Raw genomic sequence first — 23,662 nt, forward strand, 5'->3', positions numbered from 1 at the left:
GCCTCACATTTGCTTGCCTTACCGTCTTTGCCATTTGGCACACTACAGACGTGACTCTTTTTTATGGAGGTGCGTTATGCCTGCTTTATCTCAAGCTCAACAGAAAGCCGCCGGAGCAGCCTTGTCGGCTAAGCGCGGGGAAACGCCTGTGTCCAGCTTGAAAGGAGCGTCTTTGGAGATGTACAACACCATGAGCGAAAAAGAGCTGGAAGAGCTGGCCAGTACCGACACAGCTCGTCGCAACCTGCCCGAACACAAAGCGTAATCAGACTGCCTGTACGCGGATGCCGCTTTGCGCAAAGGCTTGATGCAAACGCTGCGCAAACTCGGCAGCTCCTGCCTGATCGCCATGCAAACACAAGGTATCCGCTGACAATGACACGGTCTTGCCGGACAGGCTGGTCACTGTCCCTTGCTCGATCATCTGCATCACTTGACGTACCGACTGCTCCGCATCGGTAATCATGGCGCCAGGCTGTTGCCGCGGAGTCAGGCTGCCATCATCCTGATAGCTGCGATCGGCGAACACTTCCTGTGCCACCTGCAGGCCGGCATCGCGCCCGGCCTGCACCTGGACACTGCCCGCCAGGGCGTACAGGATCAGGCTACGATCAATATCGGCCACCGCCTGAGCGATGGCGCGGGCCAGTTGAACGTCCTTGGCGGCCATATTGTAAAGCGCGCCATGCGCCTTGACATGATGTAAGTGGGCTCCCTGGGTGCGGGCCACCGCGGCCAGCGCTCCCACCTGCACCACGACCAGGTCATAGACCTGCTCAGCCGTCACTGCCATCACCCGGCGGCCAAAACCCGCCAGATCCGGCAAACCAGGATGGGCGCCCAGCTTGACACCGTGCTTCAGGGCCAGGGCGACCGTCTTGCGCATGGTGCCCGGGTCCCCAGCATGAAAGCCGCAGGCGATATTGATGGAACTGACCCAGGGAATGACCTGCTCATCCTGGCCCATGACCCACGCCCCAAAGCTCTCGCCCATGTCGCAATTCAAATCTATGTTCAAGCTCATGCTGTTCCCTCGGATAAGCCGTCCAGCCGACCGGCAGCCTGGGCAATGCAACGCCGAAACCACAGCAGCTCGGCCGCATTGTGGGTGCGCGGATGCCACAGCTGATAGAAACGCATCAGCGGAAAATGGATCGGACAGGGCAAGACCGTAATCGGCAAAATGCGAGCATAGTACTCGGCAAATTGACGATTGGTGGTAAACACCATATCGGTACGACTCAAAATACCGGGCACCAAGCCGAAATACGGTACCACCATCTGTACCTGCCGACTGATCCCCTGCTCGGCCAGACAGCCGTCAATAAAGCCACGCTTGTCCGTGACATGGGCCGAGGGAGCCAGGTGCGGCATTTCCAGATAATGCTGCAAGGAAAGGCCACGCTGGGCCAGTGGATGATGGCGGCCCAGCATGCAGACCACCTCATCATCAAACAGACGCGCCAGATGCAGCTTTTCCGGGGGCTCCAGCCAATTGCCGATCACCACATCCAGCTCGCCCTCCTCCAGGGCCTGCACGTAATCCAGATCCGGGTTGATGGTATGGACCACCAGACGGGCCTGCGGAGCCTGGCGACGTACCCGCTCCGCGATATCCGGGATAAAAGCCCCGTCCAGATAGTCTGGCGCCCCCAGATTGAAAACCCGGGTAGACTGGCTGGGATCCATAGGCTCTGCGGCGGCAGAAATTCGCTCGATTGCTTGGAGGGCTTCCGTGGCATGTGCCAGCAAAAAGGGGCCGCGCTCGGTAGGCACCATCCCCTTTTTACCGCGCAATAAAATCGGGTCGCCCGTGATTTCACGCAAGCGCCGCAAGGCATTGCTGACGGCCGGCTGGGACATGCCCAAGCGGATGGCCGTACGCGAGACGCTGTGCTCTTTGAGCAGCGACTGCAATACCCGCAGCAAATGCAGGTCTAGTTGTTCTCGTAATTTTGGCATGATCAAAATAATACAAGCGCTGGCCCGCGCCGTTGATCCGTATAGACACTCATACGCCTATATAGTGAACATCATTCCAGGCAAATGTTCGCGTCCTAAGCAAATGCTATCTTCGATCCGTAAAAAACCAGTCGAGTGAGATCATGGAGACAAGACCAATTCGTTTTATTTATCGCGGCCAGGTACAGGAAGTGGCTCACGCCCCCACCACGCGAACCGTTTTACAGTACATCCGTGAGGATCAGCACTGCACCGGCACCAAAGAAGGCTGTGCCGAGGGTGACTGCGGCGCTTGCACGGTCATGATTGGCGAACTGGACCAGAACAATCAATTGCAATTGCGTGCTGTCAACGCCTGTATCCAGTTGCTGCCGACCCTGGACGGCAAAGTACTCTATACCGTTGAGGATCTGCGCCAGCAAGACGGCACGCTGCACCCCGTGCAACAGGCCATGGTGGACTGGCATGGCGCCCAATGCGGCTTTTGCACGCCCGGTTTCATCATGTCGCTGTGGGGCCTGTACATGGGCCACTCGCCTGAGGATGGTCCCGTCTCCCGGGCGCAAATCGACGATGTGCTTTCGGGCAATCTGTGCCGCTGCACGGGCTACCGTCCCATTATTGATGCCGCCAAGGCCATGCACAGTTACCCCGCTGTCAGTCTGGACCGCGCAGCCCTTGAAGACACCCTGCGTACCATCCGCCACAAGGACATGCTGGCCTACGAGTACCAAGGCCAGACCTTCCACGCCCCCCGCACACTGGATCAACTGGCCCAGTTGCGCGAACAGTATCCTCACGCCCGTATTCTGGCCGGCAGTACTGATATTGGACTGTGGGTGACCAAGCAATTCCGCGACTTGCCACATCTGATCTACATCGGCCAGGTGGCCGAGCTGCGTGAACTGAAACCCATCGAGGACGATCTTTACATTGGTGCGGGCGTGCTGCTGAACGACGCGTTTGACGCCCTGATCGAGGACCACCCTGAGTTGACAGAGCTGCGCCAACGCTTTGCCTCCTTTCCGATTCGCAACGCCGGCACGCTGGGAGGCAATGTGGCCAACGGTTCGCCCATTGGCGACTCCATGCCAGCCTTGATTGCGCTGCGTGCTCGCGTCGTGCTGCGCAAAGGCGCCGTCGAACGCGTCATGCCTTTGGAGGACCTGTATCTGGCCTACCAGAAGACCGCCATGGAACCGGGCGAATTCGTGCAAGGCCTGCTGGTCCCCCGTCACAAGGCCCAGTGGCAATTTCGCACCTACAAGCTGTCCAAGCGTTTTGACCAGGACATTTCCGCTGTCTGCGCTGCCTTTGCGATAGAGCTGGACGGCAAGACCGTCAAACAGGTCCGTATTGCCTTTGGCGGCATGGCCGCGACACCCAAGCGGGCCAGTCAGGCCGAGCAAGTATTGCAAGGCCAGGCGTGGAGCGAGCAAAACGTACAAGCGGCCATGCAGGCGCTGCAACAAGACTATCAGGCCCTGAGCGACATGCGTGCCAGCAGCGAGTATCGCCAGCAGAGTGCCGCCAATTTGCTGTACCGCTTCTTTCTGGAAACCCACCCTGAACACGCTTTGAGTCCCGCCCAGCTAAACGTCTTTCACCGAGCTCAAGCCAGCCTGGAGACTTTGTGATGAAAATTGACTCTATCGACCACCTGAATACTGCAAGCGCCCAGCGGGTGGGCGTGTCCTTCCTGCACGAATCGGCCGAGCTGCATGTCAGCGGCACCGCGGACTACACGGACGATCTGCCCGAGCTGCAAGGTACCGCGCATATTGCTCTGGGGCTGTCCGAACGGGCCCATGCCCGTTTGCTGAACGTGGACCTGGACGCCGTGCGCCGCGCGCCGGGAGTCATTGCGGTTCTGACGGTTGCCGACATCCCGGCCGCCAATAATTGTGGCCCGATTCTGCATGACGATCCCATTTTGGCTGATGGCGTGGTGCATTACTTCGGGCAGCCGGTTTTCGCCGTTATTGCCAAGTCTCATGATCAGGCACGTCGTGCAGCCCGTCTGGGCCAGATCACCTATGAGGATCTGCCAGCCATTCTGACACCTCAGGAAGCCAAAGCGGCTCAGGCCGGCGTGCTTCCCGTCATGAACCTGAAGCAAGGCGATGCCAAAAAGGCTCTGGAAGCTGCACCCCATCGCCTGCAGGGCAGCTTTCAATGCAATGGGCAGGAACAGTTTTATCTGGAAGGCCAGATTTCCTACGCCGTACCCAAGGAATACGGTGCCGTGCATATCTGGTGCTCCACCCAGCACCCATCGGAAATGCAGCAACTGGTTGCCCACTGTCTGGGTATTGGCGCTCACAAGGTCCATGTGGAGTGTCGACGCATGGGCGGCGGTTTCGGTGGCAAGGAGTCCCAGTCTGCGCTATACGCCTGCGTGGCCAGTGTGGCCGCCGTCAAGCTGCAACGTCCCATCAAGCTGCGCCTGGACCGCGACGACGACTTCATGATTACCGGCAAGCGTCACGGATTCTATTACGAGTACGACATTGGTTACGATGAGGACGGTCGCCTGCTGGGTGCACGCCTGGACATGACCGCCAACTCAGGCTTTTCCGCCGACCTGTCCGGCCCGGTAGCCACCCGCGCAATTTGTCACTTTGACAACGCCTATTACTTGTCCGATGTCGAGATGAGCGCACTGTGCGGCCGCACCAATACGCAGTCAAATACCGCTTTTCGCGGTTTTGGCGGCCCGCAGGGTGCCTTGGTAATGGAAGTGGCGCTGGACGCGATCGCCCGCCGTCTGGGCAAAGATCCACTGGATGTGCGCCGCATCAACTTTTACGGCAAGAAAGAGCGCAATGTCACGCCCTACGATCAGACCGTGGTCGACAATGTGATTCACGAGCTGGTGGCCGAGCTGGAAGCAAGCAGTCAGTACCGTGAGCGTCGTAAACAAGTCCGTGCATTCAATGCCAGCAGCCCGATCCTGAAAAAGGGTCTGGCATTGACGCCAGTGAAATTCGGCATTTCCTTTAATGTGCCTGCCTTTAACCAAGCGGGTGCGCTCGTTCACGTCTATCGCGACGGCACCGTACTGGTTAACCACGGTGGCACAGAAATGGGGCAGGGGCTAAACACCAAGGTGGCTCAGGTGGTCGCCCATGAGCTGGGCCTGAATCTGGAGCATATCCGCGTTACGGCAACCGATACGACCAAGGTGGCCAATACCTCGGCCACGGCCGCATCCACGGGTACAGACCTGAACGGTAAAGCCGCCCAAGATGCCGCCCATCAGATTCGCCAGCGTCTGACGACAGTGGCTGCCCAGTTGTTCTCGGTAGAAGAATCCAGCGTGAAGTTCGAGCGTGGTCAAGTCCAGATCGGTGAGCAGACCATGCCCTTCTTCCAACTGGTTGAGCACGCTTACCAAGCCCGTGTCCAGCTGTGGTCCGACGGCTTTTACGCCACCCCTGGCCTGCACTGGGACTCCAAGGTCATGAAGGGCAACCCCTTCTACTATTTCTCCTACGGAGCGGCGGTCGCGGAAGTGCTGATCGACACACTGACGGGGGAGTCTCGCCTTTTGCGGGCTGATGTTCTGCACGATGTGGGCCGATCCATCAACCCCGCCCTGGATATCGGGCAGGTTGAAGGTGCTTTTATCCAAGGCATGGGCTGGCTGACGACTGAAGAGCTGGTATGGAATGCCCAAGGCAAGCTCACCACGCATGCCCCGTCGACGTACAAAATCCCGGCCATCAGCGACTGTCCCACCGACTTTCGCGTCAAGCTGTTCGACGGTTGCAATGCCATGGACTCGATTCATCGCTCCAAAGCCGTGGGTGAACCGCCTTTGCTGCTGCCATTTTGTGTCTTCAATGCCATTCGCGACGCCGTGGCCAGCGTGGGCAATAACCAAATCGAACCTGAGCTGAACGCACCCGCAACGGCGGAAGCCGTGTTGCGGGCAGTTACGGCGATTCGCGCTGCGAAATGAGTAACTGGCCCTCTCTTGCCCTCGCCCGTCTAAAAGCGGGCGAGCGGCTGGTGCTGTGTTCGGTGGCGCTGGCCAAAGGCTCCACGCCGCGCACGACAGGGACCGTCATGCTGTTCAGCCAGACGGAACAATGGCTGACCATTGGTGGCGGGCATCTGGAATGGGTGGCCGCCGAGCAGGCTCGTGTCTTGCTCGGCCAGCCGGGCGGACCGACCTGGAGCATGAGTCGCCTGCCGCTGGGCCCCAGTCTGGGCCAATGCTGTGGCGGTGTCGTTACCTTGTTGTACGAAACCTTGGACACGGCAGATCTGGACTGGCTGGAGGCGCTGGACGGAACCCTACGCGCCGGGCAGGCCGTCAGTCGCCGCTCTCGGTTACGGCCAGATGGCAGCAAGCTGGTGGATATCCAGTGCCCGTCTCTCGTCGACGAGTCCCGACTGGATTACGACGGCTCGCAAGGCGTCTGGCTGGAAGACCTGCCCCCCGCTCCCCTGACCATTTTGCTGTTTGGAGCAGGGCATGTTGGCGAGGCGCTGGTGCAGATCCTGGGCACCCTGCCCTGCCGGGTTCTGTGGATTGACGAACGCCCCGAACTCTTTCCCGCCCAGGTTCCCGACAACGTCAGCCTGGAAGTGACGGATATCCCCGATGCCCTGATCGAACAGGCTCCTGCCAATAGCTATTTTCTGGTGATGACGCATAATCACGGCCTGGATCTGGCGCTGTGCCAAAAGATCTTGCGCCGCCCCGATACCGCCTATGTGGGCTTGATCGGCTCCATGACCAAACGCCGTCAGTTCGAGCGCCGTCTGCAACAACGCGGCATGCCCGAATCCCGGATTCAGGACCTGGTCTGCCCCATCGGCATGCCCGGCATCAACGGCAAGGCCCCGTCGATTATTGCCGTGGCCGTCGCCGCGGAATTGCTGGCCCACGCCTACGCAATGGGCCGGCTCAGTCGCTGAGGCGACCCCGACTTCAAGGACACTATGACTACCTCTTTACACCCTGCCTGCGCCTACCGCGCCCAACTGCTGTACTTTGTAGCGGAACCCACCACGCTGGAAGACCCTGCCGAGGCAGTACGCTACCATAGCGACGGTCTGTTGCTGGTCAATGAACAAGGCCGGATTCAGGCCTGCGGCGACTGGTCCGAGCTGTCGGACACGTTGCCTGCCGGTACGCAAACGCTTGACCTGAGCGGGAAAATCATCATGCCGGGCATGATCGACACACACCTGCACTTTCCACAAACGGATATCATCGCCTCTCCGGCCAGCGGCCTGCTGCCCTGGCTGGAAACCTACACGTTTCCGACAGAAGGCCGTTTCGGTGACAGCGCACATGCTCGCGAAGTGGCCGGCGTTTTTCTGGATGAGCTGCTGCGCAATGGCACGACGACTGCCCTGGTCTACGGCAGTGTCCACCCCCAGTCGGTGGATGCATTTTTCGAGGAAAGCCACGAGCGCAATCTGCGCATGATTGCGGGCAAAGTGATGATGGACCGCAACTGCCCGGATTATTTGCAAGATACGGCCGAGTCCGGCGCGCGCGATTCGGAAGACCTGATTCAACGCTGGCATGGCAAAGGCCGCCAGCTTTACGCCCTGACCCCCCGTTTTGCGCCCACCTCTAGCCCGGAACAATTAGCAGCCTGTGGCGAGCTGGCCCGTGCTTACCCTGACGTGTTTTTACAAACCCATGTGGCCGAAAATAAAGACGAGATCAAATGGGTGAGTGAGCTCTTTCCCACGAACCGCAGCTACCTGGATGTGTATGACAGCTTTGGCCTGCTACGCCCTCGCGCTATCTACGGTCACAGCATCTGGCTGGATGAACAGGATCGGGCACGCATGCATGATACTGGCAGTGTCGCGGCCCATTGCCCAACCTCGAACCTGTTTCTGGCCTCGGGCCTGTTCGACTTTCAATCCATCCGTCAAAGCAAGGTTCTGCACACGCTAGCCACCGATGTCGGCGGCGGCACCTCGTTCTCCATGCTGCGCACCATGAACGAGGCGCACAAAGTAGCGCGTCTGAACAACTACCACCTGACGGCGACGTCTATGTTTTACATGGCCACCGAAGGCGCCGCCCGCGCCCTGGACATGCAAGGGCAAATCGGGACGCTGGCACCCGGCGCCGAGGCCGACTTTATTGTCCTGGACCCCAAGGCCACCGCCTTGATGGCGCGCCGCAGCGCCTTGCTGAACTCGCTGGAAGAACAGCTATTCGTACTGGCCCTGCTGGGCGATGACCGCTGCATTCAAGCCAGCTACAGCGCCGGTCGTCGGGTACATCAGCGCGATCACTAACGCAGACAGGCACGCATGCCCGGGTTCGGTCATCGACCGCTGACCGAACCCGGGAACGCTGCTTCGCTCTCATCGGCCCGCTGGGGCCTGGCGCAATTTCACGCGGATTTTACGCTGCCAACGATACATTGAGCCCGTCAGCAGAGAACCAGTTCCGGTTCCCTCTTATTCTTGGCGAGATTTCTTTATGTCCGGCACCTCTATCCAGGTACAGCGTAACGCTTTGTTTTACCTCTTAACCCAAGTTCTAGGAGTCACTTTCTTGTTTCTCTGGCTGGCCAGCCTGGCTCAGGACTGGTCACCACTCAACCCGTTACTGGCCGTCAGCCGTCAGCCTGGCCATATGGCCCATGAAATGAAAGAGGCGCAAGGCCTGTTGACCGGCTTGATTGCGGCTGCTGGCCTGTCATTTGCCGCCTGGAAACTGTTGCGTTTGCGTGGACAGGACGCCTTGCCGGGCAAGCGCATCATGCTGTTGGGCACCAGTCTGTTTCTGGCGGTTCCCTTGTTGATGCTACTGCTGCAGCGTACGGCTGATTCCTACGGGCTGCACATCATGTACTTGTGGGTGCCCGAGCTCAAACCCCTGCTGGGTGTGGGGGCGGTCGTTGCGGTGGGAGCCGGCCTGCTGCATTTGTACTTTGCAGGCTGGGCCTTGAACCAGTCCCGCCTGCGCTGGGGCGGTCTGCTGGCGGGACTAGTGTGTGCATTTTTGCTGGGCCTGCTGGAAGCCGACCAGGAGCGTCTTGACCTACCACAGGTATTTGCCTCGCTGGCCATTGTCTGGTTGCTGGGCAGCCTGGCTTTCTATCCCCTGATTGTGAACCCCAAGCGCTGGTCCGCTTCACATAGCCAACGCGCCACCGTCGAACAGGCGTGGGAACACCTGGCCAGCGTTCAGGTGCAGCGCCGTCGCACCTTGGGGGTGTTTGGCGGTCTTATGGTCCTCATTTTGCCGTTCTTTGCGCCCACCTGGCAGGCCGACTCACTGGTGTTCCAGTTCACACGCATGAGCGGGCTGGGCCTGGTCCTGATTGCCGTACTGGGCCGTTGCTGGTGCATGCTGTATCTGGGCGGACACAAAGGTTCCAGCCTGATCAGCCAGGGCCCCTATTCCATCAGTCGCAACCCTTTATACCTGTTTTCACTATGCGCGGTCATGGGTATGGGAGCCCTGTCGGGCAGCCTGCTACTGGGCCCTGTACTGGCCCTGTTCGTCTACGCCGTATTCAATAATGTGATTGACGAAGAGCAGGTCCTGCTGCAAAAGGTGTTTGGTCAGGCCTATCTGGATTACTGTGAGCGCGTCCCTCGTCTGGCCCCACGCCTGAGTCTGTGGAACAGCCCTGCTGAACTGCAAGTCTCTTTAGGCGGCCTGGCACGAACATTGCGTGATGCGCTACCCTATTTCCTGATCTGGCCCGTTTTCGCGCTGGCCCAATGGCTGCAGATCAATGGCTGGGTACCTGTCTTGCTGCGTCTACCCTGAACAGCCTTAGGTGCAGTAAGCTCACCAAGAACCGGCCTTACTCTGTGGAACAAGCTGTCATGCGTGTCCTGATTGTTGAAAACGATACAACGATTGCCGAAAATCTCTATACCTACCTGGAGTTGAAAGGCTTTGTGGTGGATGCCGCCTACGATGGCAATGGCGCCCTCGCACTGCTGGAGGAACAGGATTTCGATGCCCTGGTGCTGGACCTGGGCTTGCCGGGCCTGGACGGTTTTGGGGTGCTTCAGGCCTTGCGCCAATCCCGGCATAGCCCCATCCCCACTCTGGTTCTGACCGCCCGCAGCCAGTTGGAGAGCAAGTTGACCGCCTTTGACCTGGGCGCAGACGATTACCTGATCAAACCCTTCGCGCTAGCCGAGGTCGAGGCACGCTTGCGGGCCTTGTTGCGACGGGGGCCGCCACAGGTCCAACATGGCTCCCTGCGTTGGGGGAGTCTGGAATACAACCTGGATTCCGCATTGGTCAGCGTGAACGGGCAAGAACTACACCTGAACTTCAAGGCCCGCCAGCTGCTGGAGGCCTTGTTGCGTGATCCGCAGGCCATTTTGACGCGTCGCGCACTGGAAAAAACACTCTGGCCACAGGGTGCCCCTTCGCCTGAAGCATTGCGCAGCCAAATCCATCTTCTGCGACGGGCCCTGTCGGAAGCCGGTGCAGGCACCATCGAAACCTTGCCGGGCATGGGCTGGCGTTTGCAACAGGAGAGTTAAACCATGGCCCAAGCACTGCGCCGTAGCCGTTTCATGAGCACCCTGACTCAGCGCGTATCGTGGGCCCTGACCCTGATTGCTGCTCTGCTCGTCGTCATTATGGGAGGCTTGGCTTATATCGCGTTTGCCCGCATGGAAGACGGGATGGTCAACGCCATGTTGGTCTCTTACGCGCGCAACCCCTCTTTGCTGCCCGACAGTGGCTATGGCCGCAGCGAGGCACTGGGAGCCGAACTGGATACCTACTGGTTTGTACCCGAGCAACCCAAGGACAATCTGCCCCAGTTCGCTCGCGTGCCCGAACCGGGGCTCTACGAATTTCATATAGGCAGCGACACCTGGCACGTACTGCGGCAGGACAAGGAGCAAGGCCAGCTTTATCTGGTGTACCGGGCCACCCCGCACGAGGACCGGGTACGGGAGTTCGGCCTGATTCTTTCCCTGATCGGCTCCGCCACGATCCTGTTGGTTTTCCTGCTTGGTCGCCGTGTTGCCCGCCATGCAGTCGCGCCCATGCTGACACTGTCCCGTCATCTGGAAAACTGGGCGCCGGGCCGCTCTGGCCTGCCAGAGCATCAGGATGACGAAGCGGGCCGCCTGATCCGGGCCTTTAACCGTATGCAGGAGCACGTTGAGGAACTGCTTAACCACGAACGAGAGTTTGCCGCCAATCTGGGCCATGAACTGCGGACCGGACTGACCGGCATACGCAGTGATTGCGAGCTCTTGCTGCTGCAACTGCCTGAGGGGCCATCACAGCAACGGTTGAAACGCATGATGGTTCAGGCCGATGCCATTAGCGCCAGTCTGGACGCGGCGGAAAGTCTGGCCTATACGGCCGAACGCCATGTACGCGAGGTCGATATCCGCGAGCTGGCCCAACAAACCTGGCAAGCCGTCGCCTTGCTGGATGCCAACAGCAGCAATGTGCGATGGAGCAACCAGTTGCCCGACACTCTGCTCTACACCCTGGACCCCTACGCCTTGTCCATGTTGTTGCGCATCCTGATGCGCAATGCCATCGATCACGCCGCGCCCTGCAAGCTGCAACTACGCTGGATTTCGCCCAGCGTACTGGCCTTGCAGGATGACGGCCCCGGGATTGCCGAGCAAGATCGGATTCTTATTTTCGAGCGCCATTTCAGCCAAGGTAAACAGTTGCCGACAGGCACCCGAGAAGAAGGCCACCGAGGAATAGGCCTGGCCTTGGCCCGCCAACTGGCGCTGGCACAGGGCTGGAGCTTAAGCGTGCAAAGCGGACCTGATGGCAAAGGCTGTGTCTTCAAGCTGGACCTGGACCCGGCCTGATCTCCCGAAACAGCCAGACTCTCCCTGCTCTCTGTTGCCCCCATGGCAAGGAGCAATAAAACCATTTAGTCCGTCAAAAAAGACGCCCTCCCAGCCCCGATCGAAGGCCGCGTCCAAGCCTTGAAAACGCACCTCGTCAGGCTGGGCGGAGCACTAGGAGCACTAGGAGCACTAGGAGCACTAGGAGCACTAGGAGCACTAGGAGCACTAGGAGCACTAGGAGCACTAGGAGCACTAGGAGCACTAGGAGCACTAGGAGCACTAGGAGCACAAAAAAACCCGGTCTTCGCAGACCGGGTTTTTTTTAAGCTCTATACAGACTTGCTCACAACTTACTGGCTTTCCAGGAAGCTCTTCAGTTTGTCTGCACGACTAGGATGACGCAGCTTGCGCAAGGCCTTGGCCTCTATTTGACGAATACGCTCGCGCGTAACGTCAAACTGCTTGCCCACCTCTTCCAGCGTCTGGTCGGTGCTCATCTCAATACCGAAACGCATGCGCAGCACCTTGGCTTCGCGGGGCGTCAAGGAATCCAGGACGTCTTTGACCACATCGCGCATCGAACCGTGCAAGGCGGAATCCGACGGCGAAACGGTGTTGTTGTCCTCAATGAAGTCGCCCAAATGAGAATCGTCGTCGTCACCGATCGGCGTTTCCATGGAAATAGGCTCTTTGGCGATCTTCAAAATCTTGCGAACCTTGTCTTCAGGCATGTCCATCTTCTGGGCCAAGGTTGCCGGATCAGGCTCAACGCCGGTTTCCTGCAGGATCTGACGATTGATACGGTTCATCTTGTTGATCGTCTCGATCATGTGAACCGGAATACGAATCGTACGGGCCTGGTCGGCAATCGAACGCGTAATGGCCTGACGAATCCACCACGTTGCATACGTGGAGAATTTGTAGCCACGACGGTACTCGAACTTGTCCACTGCCTTCATCAAACCGATATTGCCTTCCTGAATCAGATCCAGGAACTGCAGGCCACGGTTGGTGTACTTCTTGGCAATGGAGATCACCAGACGCAGGTTGGCCTCGGTCATTTCGCGCTTGGCTTTGCGTGCCTTGGCTTCGCCCGTGGTCATGCGCTTGTTGACCTCTTTCAGATCCTTCAGCGGCAACACAACACTGGTTTGCAGGTCGATCAGCTTTTGCTGGATTTCCTGAATCGCAGGGATGTGACGTTCCAGAATGGCGCTGTAGGGATGGCCGGCAGCCACTTCCTGCACCACCCAGTCCAGATTGGTTTCGTTGCCGGGGAACGCCTTGATGAAGTGGGCGCGTGGCATGTCCGCCCGATCCACACAGATGGTCAGGATTTCACGCTCATGCTGACGCACGATCGCAACCTGTTCACGCATGGTATCGGCCAGCTTCTCCACCATTTTGGCAGTAAAGCGAATGCCCATGAATTCGTTCAGAATGGTTTCCTGAGCCTGCACATAGCCCGGGCTCTTGTAGCCTTCGGTCTCAAAAGAGACGCGCATCTTGTCAAACCACTCGCCGATGATGTCGAACTTCTTGAGCGACTTGTTGCGCAGATATTCAATCTGCTTGCTGCTCATGCCGCCGGCTGGACCTTCGTCCTCGTCGTCGGCAGTGACACCGGAGCCGGCGTACTCTTCGCCATCATCATCCACCAGACCGTCAACCACTTCGTCGATCTGCATGACGCCTTCACGTACACGCTGAACGTAGGCCAGAATTTCGTTAACGGTGGTAGGACAAGCGGCAATAGCCATCACCATGTGCTTCAGGCCGTCTTCGATACGCTTGGCGATTTCAATCTCGCCCTCGCGCGTCAGCAGCTCCACCGACCCCATCTCGCGCATGTACATGCGCACCGGGTCTGTGGTGCGACCGAAGTCGGAATCCACGGTGGTTAGTGCAGCTTCGGCTTCGTCCTCGACATCATCGTCGCTGGATGCCATGGGCGCGTTATCGCTCATGAGCAAGGTATCCGCGTCGGGAGCCTGGTCGTAAACCGAAATACCCATGTCACTGAAGGTGCCGATAATGCCGTCAATGGCTTCGACATCCACCAGATCGTCGGGCAGGTGGTCATTGATCTCGCTGTAAGTCAGGTAACCCCGGTCCTTGCCCAGCTTGATCAGTGCCTTGAGGCGATTGCGACGCGCTTCCTGTTCTTCCGGGCTCAACTGGCCGCGCACACCGAACACGTCTTTTTCGGCCTTGGCGCGCTTGGCTCCACGCTTGGCAACCGGTTTGAGATCAGGAATGACCTCTTCTTCGCCCATTTCGTCGTCATCGACAAAATCGATGCCGTCGTTATTTGCGTTTTTTGCAGGACGTCCACGGCGACCGCCGGTAGCGGCCTTGACCGCTGTTTTCTTGGCAACCGCTTTTTTGGCTACCGTCTTTTTAGCAGCCGCCTTTTTAGCTGCCTTTTTGGCAGGCGCTGCGCCTGGCTCTCCACTTTCGTGAAGCTCATCGAGCTCTACCGAGCTTGATGCCCCTGATTTTGCTGTCGCGGCCAAAGTTTTCTTAGCAGACCGAGAGACCGTCGTCGAGGTTTTACCAGTCGTTTGAGTCATATTTTCTTCCATAGACGCCATTTACCCCTGTGGCACTAAATATGTAGCCACCGAGTCGTACAGGCAAGAGCCTGATAATGAGCGTGTTCACAACCGGCTTGCTCCTGGACGTGCTGCGCTAGCGAACCCTAAATAAATGTAATCCCTGGCTCCGGGCTCAAGGCATAAGGTGGTTCACAATCCGCTACCCGCCACATTTGCTCGCGTACCAGTTTTAACCCCCTGGCCGGCCACAAACACAACACATAACCCAATATTTTACTTCACTTGCCGAGTATAAGCAGCATTCAACAAAGCAATACGGCGTGTCAATTCTTGATAACGCTGACGCTGTTCAGGCTCTTTCAGGCCTGTGGCCACCAAAGCCGATTGCTCTGCCTTGATCGCATCGAGTTCAATGCGATAGAGCGCATCACGCCATTCGCCTTGCGGGTCGGGCAATTCCTCTTCGCCCAACAGCTCGGTGGCCAGCGCTTCCAGCACGGGTGCCAGATCAGACTCGGGGTCCACCGCCTCCAGCAACGCACCTGCATGACGCGCCGAGCTGATATTGCTTAACGCAATCAACTCCTGCACAAGACGCAAATGGGGGCTTTGAGCCAAAATTTCAAGCTGTTGATCACCCAGTTCACCCACCAGAGTAGGATGTCCGATCAGCAAGCGCAGCAATCGCTTGGCCATCGGAGTCACCGCACGGCTACCGCCCAGCGGAGCGCGATCCGGGCGTGGGCGAGCATTTCTGTCCTTGCCTCGCGCTGGAGCAGGACGCTGCTGATAATCCGGCTGGGGTTGCCAGTCGGCATCATCGTGCCAGCCATCCATGGGCAGGCTGTCAGCAAACGAACCGTCAAAACCATCCTCAAACGGTTCCATCCCGTCCGGTGCGGACTGCGCAGGTACAGGCGGCCGGGCCACCAGACCGTCCTGGGCTGCCGGTGCATCAAGCGCCGGTCGGCGCACCGGCTCTACCGTACTGAGACGCTGCGCCAGCTCGTCCGGGGTCAGCATCACCATGCGGGCGAACTCATGCTGAATCTGCACCTTCAAGGTGCTGTCAGCCAGCTCCAGCAACAAAGGCAAGGCTTCGTGGACGCAAGCAGCGCGGCCTTCTGCCTCGTCCATGCGATGATGGGCCGCCAGCTCATCCAGGAAAAAGCGCGATAAAGCGGCGGCTTGCTGGGCTTGTTCGCGAAACGCCTCCGCGCCAAATTCACGAACAAAGGAATCGGGGTCGTGATTATCCGCCAGAAACATGAATCGGATCGAGACATCATCACGAACCAGAGGCAGACAGGTAGTTAAGGCACGCCAGGCGGCCTTGCGACCCGCACGGTCGCCGTCAAAGCAAAACACCAGTCTGTCACTGGCGCGCATCAGCTTGGTGATGTGATGTTCCGTGGTTGCCGTACCCAAGGTCGCGACGGCATTGTGCAGGCCGTGCTGCGACAAGGCAACCACGTCCATATACCCTTCCACAATCAGAACAAAGCCTTCTTTGCGTATGCCCTGGCGCCCTTCCCACAGGCCATACAGTTCGTGGCCTTTGGAGAACAGCGTGGTTTCCGGAGAATTAAGGTATTTAGGTTCGCCTTTTTCAATCAGACGGCCACCAAAGCCAATGATATGGCCCTTGGTGCTGCGAATCGGAAACATGATGCGCGAACGAAAGCGGTCATAGCGACGACCATCCTCGGACTCGATCACCAGACCGGACTCAACCAGTTGCTTGTCTTCGTACTGTGGAAACACAGCCGACAGCCCACGTCGCTCGGTACCGGTCCAGCCCAGGCCGAAACGGGCAGCCGTCTCCCCATCCAGGCCACGACGCTTCAGATAATCGATGGCAATGGGTGACTGTTTCAGTTGACGGAGGTAATGCCCCTGTGCCGTTTCAAGAATATGATGCTGGCGCGATAGTTCGTCTTTTCGACGGGCATCGGCCGCTCGTTGGCGCGGGGTACGATCTGCTTCGGGCACGGTCATCCCGACGGAGGCAGCCAAGCTGCGTACCGCTTCAGGGAATGAAGCCCCTGTGTGTTCCATCAGGAACGAGATTGCCGATCCGTGAGCGCCGCAACCAAAGCAATGATAAAACTGCTTGGTCGGACTGACTGTAAATGAAGGGGATTTTTCGTTGTGAAAAGGGCATAGGCCAAGCAAGTTGGCCCCGCCTTTACGCAACTGCACGTACCGCCCGACGACATCTACGACATCGACACGGGCGAGCAGTTCCTGAACAAAAGATTCAGGGATCAATACAAGCGTGGGGGCAGTTGCTGGCTGCGGATGCGTTTGTAATGACGCTTCACGGCGGCAGCGTGCTTGCGCTTGCGCTCGGCCGTTGGCTTTTCGTAGAATTCGCGCGAACGCAGTTCGGTCAACAGACCGGTTTTTTCAATAGTGCGTTTGAAGCGGCGCAGAGCAACTTCAAAGGGTTCGTTTTCTTTCAGGCGAACAATGGACATGTAATCCCTGACCTTTGTAAAAAGAGTTAGCGTAACAGATAGCCCATTATGGTAGCACGATTGCAGGCATACGCCAAGCAAGGCGCAAATGGGCTATCCACCAAGTATCTGAATGCCGGCGATCAAGCCTGGCCAGTACCCTTGCGAATCCAGGCGTCCAGCTGATGAGGGCGAATGCTATCGTAGTCCTCAAAAGGCTGATGAATCCAGGGATTTGTGGGCAACTTGGACACGTAATAGTCCGGGTCGACCTGGGCGTGGCCTTTCCACCACAAAACGGCGGTTTTCAACTCGGTGATCGCCGGAAATTGTGCACGCAAGTGATCGCGCACACGCATAAAAGTCTTGCCTGTATCGACCATATCATCGACCAGCAGCACATTGCCATCCAAGGTGCCACGAGTAATGGTGATGTATTGCGCAATATCCAGTTCGCCCTGCTCAGTGCCCGCCGCTTCACGATAGCTGCTGGTTGCCAGGATACCCAAAGGTACATCATAGATACGCGAAATAACGTCCCCCACCCTCATACCACCGCGGGCCAGGCAGACAATTTTGTCGAATTTCCAACCTGATTCGTGAATGATCAGGGCCAATTGCTCAATCAGACGATTGTATTGTTCCCAGGAGACCCATTCATCAGTATCGCTATTTGGGGGCAGACTCATATGTATTCCAGATTAAATGCACTTACTGCGCGTTGATACCTGCAAAACAAGAGTCTGGTAGGCCGCGCAGCGTCCAGAACGACAAAGCGGCCTTTTAGGCCGCTTTGTACGCACCGTACAACGGTGCAAGGCATTATAACGCGATAAATTGCTTATTTGGTAAACGGATCGCGCAATACGATGGTTTCGTTGCGATCTGGCCCCGTGGAAACCATATCGATCGGCACATCGCACAGCTCGGCAATGCGTTCCAGATAGCGACGTGCATTGATAGGCAGCTTGTCGTAATCGGTCACGCCTACGGTGGACTCGGTCCAGCCGGGCATTTCTTCCAGAACCGGCTCGGCTTCGGCCACTGCATGTGCGCCGTAGGGCAAGACGTCCAGGAACTCGCCTTTGTAGCGGTAACCCACACCAATCTTGATCTGCTCCACGCCGTCCAGCACGTCCAGCTTGGTGATGCACAGACCGGAAATACCGTTGATCATTACCGAGCGTTTCATGGCGGCGGCATCAAACCAGCCGCAACGACGTGGACGACCGGTAACCGAACCAAACTCCTTGCCAACCGTTGCCAGACGCATGCCAGTGTCATCCAGCAATTCCGTCGGGAATGGGCCCGAACCCACGCGCGTGGTGTAGGACTTGGCAATACCCAGTACATAGCTCAGTTCCTGGGGGCCGACGCCCGAACCGGCAGAAGCCGCACCGGACAGGCAGTTGCTGCTGGTAACGAAGGGGTAAGTACCGTGGTCAATATCCAACAGTGCGCCTTGAGCGCCTTCAAACAACAGCTTCTGCCCGGCCTTCTTGGCCTGATACAGATTGTTGGAGACGTCCGCCACCATCGGAGCGAGCTGCTCGGCATGCTTCATGGCCTGATCACGCACCAGCTCAGCCGATACCGCTTCCGCGCCCAGATACTGAGTCAGCACAAAGTTGTGGTAATCCAGCGCTTCGGACAGTTTTTCGTCAAAAATCTTAGGATCATACAAATCCTGCACACGCAGAGCGCGACGGGCCACCTTGTCTTCATAGGCTGGGCCAATACCACGACCGGTTGTACCGATCTTGCCGTCACCCTTACGCTTTTCGCGCGCCTGATCCACAGCAATGTGATAGGGCAAAATCAGCGGGCAGGCAGGCGAGATCTGCAGGCGCGAACGCACATCCAGACCGGCTGCTTCCAGCTCGGCGATCTCGGTCAACAGGGCTTCGGGCGAGAGCACCACGCCATTGCCAATGTAGCAAGTGACGTGCCCGTGCATGATGCCCGAAGGAATCAAGCGCAAAATCGTCTTTTTGCCATTAATCCACAATGTATGGCCAGCGTTATGCCCACCCTGGAAACGAACCACGCCATGCGCGGACTCGGCCAGCCAGTCGACGATCTTGCCTTTGCCTTCGTCACCCCACTGGGTGCCAATCACCACAAGGTTTTTGCTCATGTCTAGTATCAGAATAAAGGAGGCCGGCACGGTGCCGGACCGATAACAATCACCAACGCCACAAGCCGTCTGGCTTACAGCGCCCTAACCTGCCACTGACCGTCCGACGAGAACAACTCGCGGTCGATCACGAATTCATCCAGACTCAGTTGCTGACCGGGCAGCATCTGAATCACAATTTCACCGCGTTGACGCAACTGCTTTACCGCCGCAATCAGGGCGGCATCGCTCCCCCAGGGAGCGCGTACGGCACGGGCCGCCTGGGCCGGCGCCAGCCCGGCCGAGAGTTTGCGTAAATCCAGGCTGAAGCCGGTTGCGGGACGGGCACGACCATACATGCGCCCAATACCGTCAAAGCGTCCGCCCTTAACCAAAGCGTCATGCCAACCTTCGGCATAGACCGAGAAAATCAAACCCGAATGGTAGGCATACCCACTGCCAATATCGGCCAGGTCCACCGTAATCTCGTGGTCGGGCAAAGCATCAATAAAGCTGCGCAGGCTACCCAAGGCTTCCCGCACCTCGGGCTCATCGGGCAAGACACTGCGAGCGCGCTCCAGCACGCTGCCATCGCCATACAAGGAGGTCAAGGCCAGCAGATAGCGGGTCGTTTCAGGCAGACAGCCCGAATCCCGACCCAGGGCCCGCAAGCCAGAAACATCTTTGGCATTGAGCAGTTCACACACTTCCGCCACGCGGCTTTTCAAAATAGGATCGCGCTCGATCAGAAAGCGCCCCAGATCGGGGTAATTCAAGTCCAGGCGAGGATGATGAACCCCTGCCCGGCCCACACTTTCCAAGGCCAACTGCACCACTTCCAGGTCAGACTCAATACCGGCATGGCCAAAAATTTCCGCGCCAATCTGCAGCAACTCACGATCCGACAGCAAGCCCGCCGGACGCGCATGCAAGACCGAGCCGCAGTAGCAAAGCCGGGTCACGCCCTCGCGGTTGAGCAGGTGGGCATCGATGCGGGCCACCTGAGGCGTCATGTCGGCACGCACCCCCATGGTACGACCCGAGATTTGGTCGACGACTTTGCTGGTACGCAGATTCAGATCTGTGCCAGATACCGCTTGCAGGGATTCCAGATACTCCACCAAGGGCGGAGCGACCAGTTCGAACCCGTAAGTACGATACAAGTCTAGCAAATCGCGGCGCAGTTCCTCGATGCGACGCGCCTCTGCAGGCAAGATATCAGCCAGGCTCTCTGGCAACAACCAATTGGACATACTCGTGCCTCGGACTACTTATAAACGAAAGTTCCAGCCAAACAAAAAGCGACTTGGGGCCTGTAAGCCGCCTAAGTCGCATGCGAAGTGGTGTTAGTAACTTACACGCTAGTATAAACGATCAGGGCCGCGGGTGGAACACCCCGCGGCCCTGAGTTCTATAGCGCTGATCAGTTTGCAGGTGCTGCGGCTGACCCTTGCTTGCCCCAATACTTGAAGAAATCAGAATCGGGACTGATGACCAATGTATCGCTTTGCTGGCTGAAGGCACTGCGATAGGCTTCCAGACTGCGATAGAAGCGGTAGAACTCGGGGTTCTTGCCATACGTCTCGGAGTAAATGGCAGCTGCTTCACCATCACCTTGACCACGGACGGCCTGGGCCTTGGCGTAGGCATCGGCCAGCAGCTCTTCACGCTGACGGTCTGCCTCGGCACGAATACGCTCACCTTCCGCAGCACCGGTCGCACGCAGACGATTGGCTTCCTGGGTCCGTTCCGCTTCCATACGGCGGTACACAGATTCCGAAATCTCGGGAGCGAAATCAATACGACGCAAACGCACGTCCACCACTTCCACGCCCAAAGGACGTGCGCGGGCCTCAACCGACGTCAACACTTCGCGCATGATGGCATCACGCTCGGTGGAGACCACCTCTTTCACGGTGCGCACGTTCACCGCAGCGTTCAGCGCATCACGAATCTGCGCCTGCAAGCGCTCGACCGCACCACGATCGGTTGCGCCAAAGGTCACGTAAAACAGACGCGGATCGGAAATACGCCATTTAACGTAAGAGTCGATCAGCAGGTTCTTCTTTTCAGAAGTCTGAATACGCTCGGGATCCTTGGTTTCAATGGTCTGCAGACGCTTGTCCAGGAACACCACGTTTTCAAACGGCGGTGGCAACTTGAAATACAGGCCGGGGCTTGTAATGGTGGTGCGCACTTCACCCAAGGCAAAAACCAGGGCCGCATCGCGCTCACGCACGATAAAGACCGAAGACAGCAGCAGACCGACAATTACCGCCAAGGCCACCAGAGCAGGAAATAAACGTTGCATCAAGCTCTCCTAGCGTGCGTATGGGGAATAAGGACTGACCAAAGAGCCCAGCGAGGTATCCAGACTGGCTGGATTGGCGGGTGCTGGCGCCTTGGAAGCCGCGGCCGGGGCGGCCGGGCGGGAGGTCTGTCCTTGCGAAGCAGCCGACGCAACGGGAGCGGAAGGCTCCATATCAGTACGACTGCCCACCTGACGCACAATCTTGTCCAAAGGCAGATAAATCATGTTGTTATCGCTACGGGTATCAACCAATACCTTGCTGGTACGCTCCAGAATTTCCTGGATCGTGGACAGGTACAGACGATCGCGGGTCACACCCGGCGCCTTCACGTATTCAGCCTCAACACTGCCGAAACGAGCGGTATCACCCTTGGCATCGCCGATCACCCGAGCCTTGTAGCCCTCGGATTCCTGCATCATGCGTGCCACTTGACCAGCCGCTTCCGGCAGGACCTTGTTGGCATAAGCCTGACCTTCATTGATCTGACGCTCGCGGTCCTGACCAGCCTTGACGGCATCGTCAAAAGCGGCCTGAACCTGCTCGGGCGGCTGTACGTTCTGAATGGCAACCGTGCTGATCTGAATGCCGGTGCGGTAGCGATCCAGAATGGACTGGGCCAACTGCTGCACATCCGAGGCAATCTGCGTACGGCCGGAATACAGCACCGAGTCCATGGGCTGCTTGCCCACGACTTCACGCATGGCGGTTTCTGCCGCCTGACGCACCGACTCATCCGGGTTGTTGGTATTGAACAGATAATCGGGCGCGCCGTTGGGCAGCAGTCGATACTGAACCACGTACTGCATGTCGACGATGTTCTCGTCGGTCGTGAGCATCAGTGACTCAGGCAGGACTTTATTGCGGGAGCTGCCACGGTAGCCCACCTCAAAGGTGCGCAACTGGGAAATATTAACGATCTGGTAATCTTCGATCGGCGCGGGCCAGCGCCACTGCAAACCGGGATTCAAGGTTTTCGTATACGCGCCAAAACGCGTCACTACGGCCACCTGCCCTTCCTGCACGATGGTAAAGCCACTGGCCAACCACAAGCCAACTGCCACCACACCGCCGATGACGAACAGCTTGGGGGAACCCTTGGGAAGGGACGGGCCAGTGCCACTACCGGGCGGCGTGCCGCCGGGAGGGGAGCGACGTCCCTTTTTGCCAAATAAAGATCCCAGGCGACTGTTGAAGTCACGCCACACCTCGTCGAGGTCAGGCGGGCCATCTTGTTTCTCGGGGCGGCGAGGTAGCTCGGAACCGTTTTTGCCACTGTCTCGTCCCCAACCGGGATCATTGAGATTGAATATTTTATTGTTCAGACGCATTGTTTTCCGCGAAATGACCTGATTCGACGATTGCCGTACGCAACCCATCCAATCCGATGCGCTCTAAAGCGCTAACAAAGACTCGGGCAATAGTACCATGTTCGTCCCGCTCTACCCGTGGCTCGTAGCCGGCCTGGTCAATTTTGTTGTAGACCAGAATGCGCGGTATTTCATGGGCCCCGATGTCTTCCAGAACCTTATGAACTTCAGCGATTTGTTCATCGCGTTGCGGGTTGGCCGCATCAACCACATGCAGCAGCAAATCCGCATGGACAGTCTCTTCCAGCGTGGCCCGGAAGGCCGCAATCAAGGTCGGTGGCAGATCACGGATGAAACCTACCGTATCCGAAATCACAACCTGCCCGGCCCCTTCAATCCAGATACGACGTGTGGTGGTATCAAGCGTGGCAAACAATTGATCCGCCGCGTACGCATCCGCCCGGGTCAAGGCATTGAACAGTGTGGATTTGCCTGTATTGGTATAGCCCACCAGCGACACTGACAAGGTGCCGCTACGGGTGCGGGCACGACGCTGCGTGCTGCGTTGACGCTGCACCTTGGCCAGACGCTCGCGCAAGGTACGAACCTTGTCGCCAATCATGCGACGGTCCATTTCCAGCTGCGATTCGCCCGGACCCCGCATCCCGATCCCGCCTTTCTGACGCTCCAGGTGAGTCCACATGCGCGTCAGCCGAGAAGTCAGATGCTGCAACTGGGCCAGCTCGACCTGCAATTTCCCTTCGTGACTTTGCGCCCGCAAGGCAAAAATATCCAGAATCAAGGCGACCCGGTCGACCACGCGCAACTCCAGCTTGCGCTCCAGGTTGCGCTGCTGGGCCGGACTGAGGGCATGATCGAACAAGACGACTTCGGCTCCCGTGGCCTTGGCCAGCGCGACGGCCTCTTCCAGCTTGCCGGTTCCGATGTAATAGGCCGGATCCGGACGGGAACGACGTACCACCAGCAGCTCAGCGATCTGGGCACCGGCACCTTCTGCCAACATCAAAAACTCTTCAGCATGGGCTTTGTAATCCAGCTCGCCCATGTCCACACTAATGACCAGTGCCTTCAACGCTTGCTCCAGAAACAAAGACCCGCTCGCGGGCTCCGCGAGACGGGTCTTTCAGAGTACAAC

General features: G+C 58.1%; 19 protein-coding genes. 8 read left to right on the plus strand and 11 right to left on the minus strand.

The features are described from left to right. Positions 1-76: 76 nt before the first annotated feature. The gene (locus tag RSQ48_RS10365) at positions 77-265 is read left to right on the plus strand and encodes a DUF3008 family protein (RefSeq protein WP_003799369.1); all 189 of its coding nucleotides are present in this window, start codon (positions 77-79) and stop codon (positions 263-265) included. Here RSQ48_RS10365 and RSQ48_RS10370 read toward each other — a convergent pair whose 3' ends face one another. Both RSQ48_RS10370 and RSQ48_RS10375 read right to left on the minus strand, forming a co-directional pair. Continuing rightward, a complete protein-coding gene (locus RSQ48_RS10370) occupies positions 266-1,024 on the minus strand; it encodes a LamB/YcsF family protein (RefSeq protein ID WP_003799367.1) in 759 nt (252 codons plus the stop codon). It abuts the gene before it with no gap. Further along, on the minus strand, positions 1,021-1,962 hold the full coding sequence (locus RSQ48_RS10375; RefSeq protein WP_039942897.1) for a LysR family transcriptional regulator: 942 nt from the start codon (positions 1,960-1,962) through the stop codon (positions 1,021-1,023). Before RSQ48_RS10375 ends, RSQ48_RS10370 begins: the two co-directional genes overlap by 4 nt. Positions 1,963-2,105: 143 nt before the next feature. Between RSQ48_RS10375 and xdhA the strand changes: the two genes are divergently transcribed. The 7 genes from xdhA to RSQ48_RS10410 all read left to right on the plus strand — a co-directional run bounded on the left by xdhA (position 2,106) and on the right by RSQ48_RS10410 (position 11,772). Next, entirely contained in the window at positions 2,106-3,599 is a 1,494-nt protein-coding gene (gene xdhA / locus RSQ48_RS10380) for a xanthine dehydrogenase small subunit (RefSeq protein ID WP_240208603.1), read from the plus strand. Beyond that, a complete protein-coding gene (gene xdhB / locus RSQ48_RS10385) occupies positions 3,599-5,926 on the plus strand; it encodes a xanthine dehydrogenase molybdopterin binding subunit (RefSeq protein WP_415301762.1) in 2,328 nt (775 codons plus the stop codon). Before xdhA ends, xdhB begins: the two co-directional genes overlap by 1 nt. Next, positions 5,923-6,891, plus strand: a complete 969-nt coding sequence (gene xdhC / locus RSQ48_RS10390) for a xanthine dehydrogenase accessory protein XdhC (protein WP_059318853.1) — start codon at positions 5,923-5,925, stop codon at positions 6,889-6,891. The genes xdhB and xdhC overlap by 4 nt, the downstream gene beginning before the upstream one ends. A 24-nt stretch (positions 6,892-6,915) precedes the next feature. After that, positions 6,916-8,241: a guanine deaminase gene (guaD, locus tag RSQ48_RS10395; protein WP_415301763.1), complete on the plus strand. Its 1,326-nt coding sequence runs from the start codon at positions 6,916-6,918 to the stop codon at positions 8,239-8,241. A 187-nt stretch (positions 8,242-8,428) separates the two neighbouring features. Further along, a complete protein-coding gene (locus RSQ48_RS10400) occupies positions 8,429-9,730 on the plus strand; it encodes a methyltransferase family protein (protein ID WP_415301764.1) in 1,302 nt (433 codons plus the stop codon). A 59-nt stretch (positions 9,731-9,789) separates the two neighbouring features. Next, complete coding sequence (locus RSQ48_RS10405; protein WP_003799351.1) at positions 9,790-10,464, plus strand: response regulator transcription factor; 675 nt, start codon at positions 9,790-9,792, stop codon at positions 10,462-10,464. A 3-nt stretch (positions 10,465-10,467) separates the two neighbouring features. Next, entirely contained in the window at positions 10,468-11,772 is a 1,305-nt protein-coding gene (locus tag RSQ48_RS10410; RefSeq protein WP_131070662.1) for a sensor histidine kinase, read from the plus strand. A gap of 332 nt (positions 11,773-12,104) precedes the next feature. On the opposite strand, the gene rpoD is transcribed toward RSQ48_RS10410, so the two are convergent. The 9 genes from rpoD to hflX form a co-directional block, all read right to left on the minus strand. After that, entirely contained in the window at positions 12,105-14,327 is a 2,223-nt protein-coding gene (gene rpoD, locus RSQ48_RS10415; RefSeq protein WP_039942896.1) for an RNA polymerase sigma factor RpoD, read from the minus strand. A 258-nt stretch (positions 14,328-14,585) separates the two neighbouring features. Next, positions 14,586-16,583, minus strand: a complete 1,998-nt coding sequence (dnaG, locus tag RSQ48_RS10420) for a DNA primase (protein ID WP_003799346.1) — start codon at positions 16,581-16,583, stop codon at positions 14,586-14,588. Then, positions 16,580-16,792, minus strand: a complete 213-nt coding sequence (gene rpsU, locus RSQ48_RS10425; protein ID WP_003799344.1) for a 30S ribosomal protein S21 — start codon at positions 16,790-16,792, stop codon at positions 16,580-16,582. Before rpsU ends, dnaG begins: the two co-directional genes overlap by 4 nt. A 122-nt stretch (positions 16,793-16,914) precedes the next feature. Then, positions 16,915-17,460 carry a phosphoribosyltransferase gene (locus RSQ48_RS10430; protein WP_003799341.1) on the minus strand — a complete coding sequence of 182 codons (546 nt, stop codon included), beginning with the start codon at positions 17,458-17,460 and terminating at the stop codon, positions 16,915-16,917. A gap of 152 nt (positions 17,461-17,612) precedes the next feature. Further along, positions 17,613-18,908: an adenylosuccinate synthase gene (locus RSQ48_RS10435; protein ID WP_415301765.1), complete on the minus strand. Its 1,296-nt coding sequence runs from the start codon at positions 18,906-18,908 to the stop codon at positions 17,613-17,615. Between the two features lie 74 nt (positions 18,909-18,982). Beyond that, a complete protein-coding gene (locus RSQ48_RS10440; RefSeq protein WP_415301766.1) occupies positions 18,983-20,140 on the minus strand; it encodes an ATP phosphoribosyltransferase regulatory subunit in 1,158 nt (385 codons plus the stop codon). A 170-nt stretch (positions 20,141-20,310) separates the two neighbouring features. Continuing rightward, a complete protein-coding gene (hflC, locus tag RSQ48_RS10445) occupies positions 20,311-21,198 on the minus strand; it encodes a protease modulator HflC (RefSeq protein ID WP_003799336.1) in 888 nt (295 codons plus the stop codon). A gap of 9 nt (positions 21,199-21,207) precedes the next feature. Then, a complete protein-coding gene (gene hflK / locus RSQ48_RS10450) occupies positions 21,208-22,527 on the minus strand; it encodes an FtsH protease activity modulator HflK (protein ID WP_415301767.1) in 1,320 nt (439 codons plus the stop codon). Further along, positions 22,511-23,599 carry a GTPase HflX gene (gene hflX, locus RSQ48_RS10455; RefSeq protein ID WP_039942895.1) on the minus strand — a complete coding sequence of 363 codons (1,089 nt, stop codon included), beginning with the start codon at positions 23,597-23,599 and terminating at the stop codon, positions 22,511-22,513. The genes hflK and hflX overlap by 17 nt, the downstream gene beginning before the upstream one ends. Positions 23,600-23,662: the final 63 nt, after the last annotated feature.

This window comes from Alcaligenes sp. SJTW-7, from assembly GCF_047716895.1.
GTDB lineage: Bacteria > Pseudomonadota > Gammaproteobacteria > Burkholderiales > Burkholderiaceae_B > Alcaligenes > Alcaligenes ammonioxydans.

Excerpts from the sequence above, each read along its gene's own strand:
- RSQ48_RS10365 (WP_003799369.1), top strand. The coding sequence starts at position 77 with ATGCCTGCTTTATCTCAAGCTCAACAGAAAGCCGCCGGAGCAGCCTTG.
- RSQ48_RS10370 (WP_003799367.1), bottom strand. The coding sequence starts at position 1,024 with ATGAGCTTGAACATAGATTTGAATTGCGACATGGGCGAGAGCTTTGGG.
- RSQ48_RS10375 (WP_039942897.1), bottom strand. The coding sequence starts at position 1,962 with ATGCCAAAATTACGAGAACAACTAGACCTGCATTTGCTGCGGGTATTG.
- xdhA (WP_240208603.1), top strand. The coding sequence starts at position 2,106 with ATGGAGACAAGACCAATTCGTTTTATTTATCGCGGCCAGGTACAGGAA.
- xdhB (WP_415301762.1), top strand. The coding sequence starts at position 3,599 with ATGAAAATTGACTCTATCGACCACCTGAATACTGCAAGCGCCCAGCGG.
- xdhC (WP_059318853.1), top strand. The coding sequence starts at position 5,923 with ATGAGTAACTGGCCCTCTCTTGCCCTCGCCCGTCTAAAAGCGGGCGAG.
- guaD (WP_415301763.1), top strand. The coding sequence starts at position 6,916 with ATGACTACCTCTTTACACCCTGCCTGCGCCTACCGCGCCCAACTGCTG.
- RSQ48_RS10400 (WP_415301764.1), top strand. The coding sequence starts at position 8,429 with ATGTCCGGCACCTCTATCCAGGTACAGCGTAACGCTTTGTTTTACCTC.
- RSQ48_RS10405 (WP_003799351.1), top strand. The coding sequence starts at position 9,790 with ATGCGTGTCCTGATTGTTGAAAACGATACAACGATTGCCGAAAATCTC.
- RSQ48_RS10410 (WP_131070662.1), top strand. The coding sequence starts at position 10,468 with ATGGCCCAAGCACTGCGCCGTAGCCGTTTCATGAGCACCCTGACTCAG.
- rpoD (WP_039942896.1), bottom strand. The coding sequence starts at position 14,327 with ATGACTCAAACGACTGGTAAAACCTCGACGACGGTCTCTCGGTCTGCT.
- rpsU (WP_003799344.1), bottom strand. The coding sequence starts at position 16,792 with ATGTCCATTGTTCGCCTGAAAGAAAACGAACCCTTTGAAGTTGCTCTG.
- RSQ48_RS10430 (WP_003799341.1), bottom strand. The coding sequence starts at position 17,460 with ATGAGTCTGCCCCCAAATAGCGATACTGATGAATGGGTCTCCTGGGAA.
- RSQ48_RS10435 (WP_415301765.1), bottom strand. The coding sequence starts at position 18,908 with ATGAGCAAAAACCTTGTGGTGATTGGCACCCAGTGGGGTGACGAAGGC.
- RSQ48_RS10440 (WP_415301766.1), bottom strand. The coding sequence starts at position 20,140 with ATGTCCAATTGGTTGTTGCCAGAGAGCCTGGCTGATATCTTGCCTGCA.
- hflC (WP_003799336.1), bottom strand. The coding sequence starts at position 21,198 with ATGCAACGTTTATTTCCTGCTCTGGTGGCCTTGGCGGTAATTGTCGGT.
- hflK (WP_415301767.1), bottom strand. The coding sequence starts at position 22,527 with ATGCGTCTGAACAATAAAATATTCAATCTCAATGATCCCGGTTGGGGA.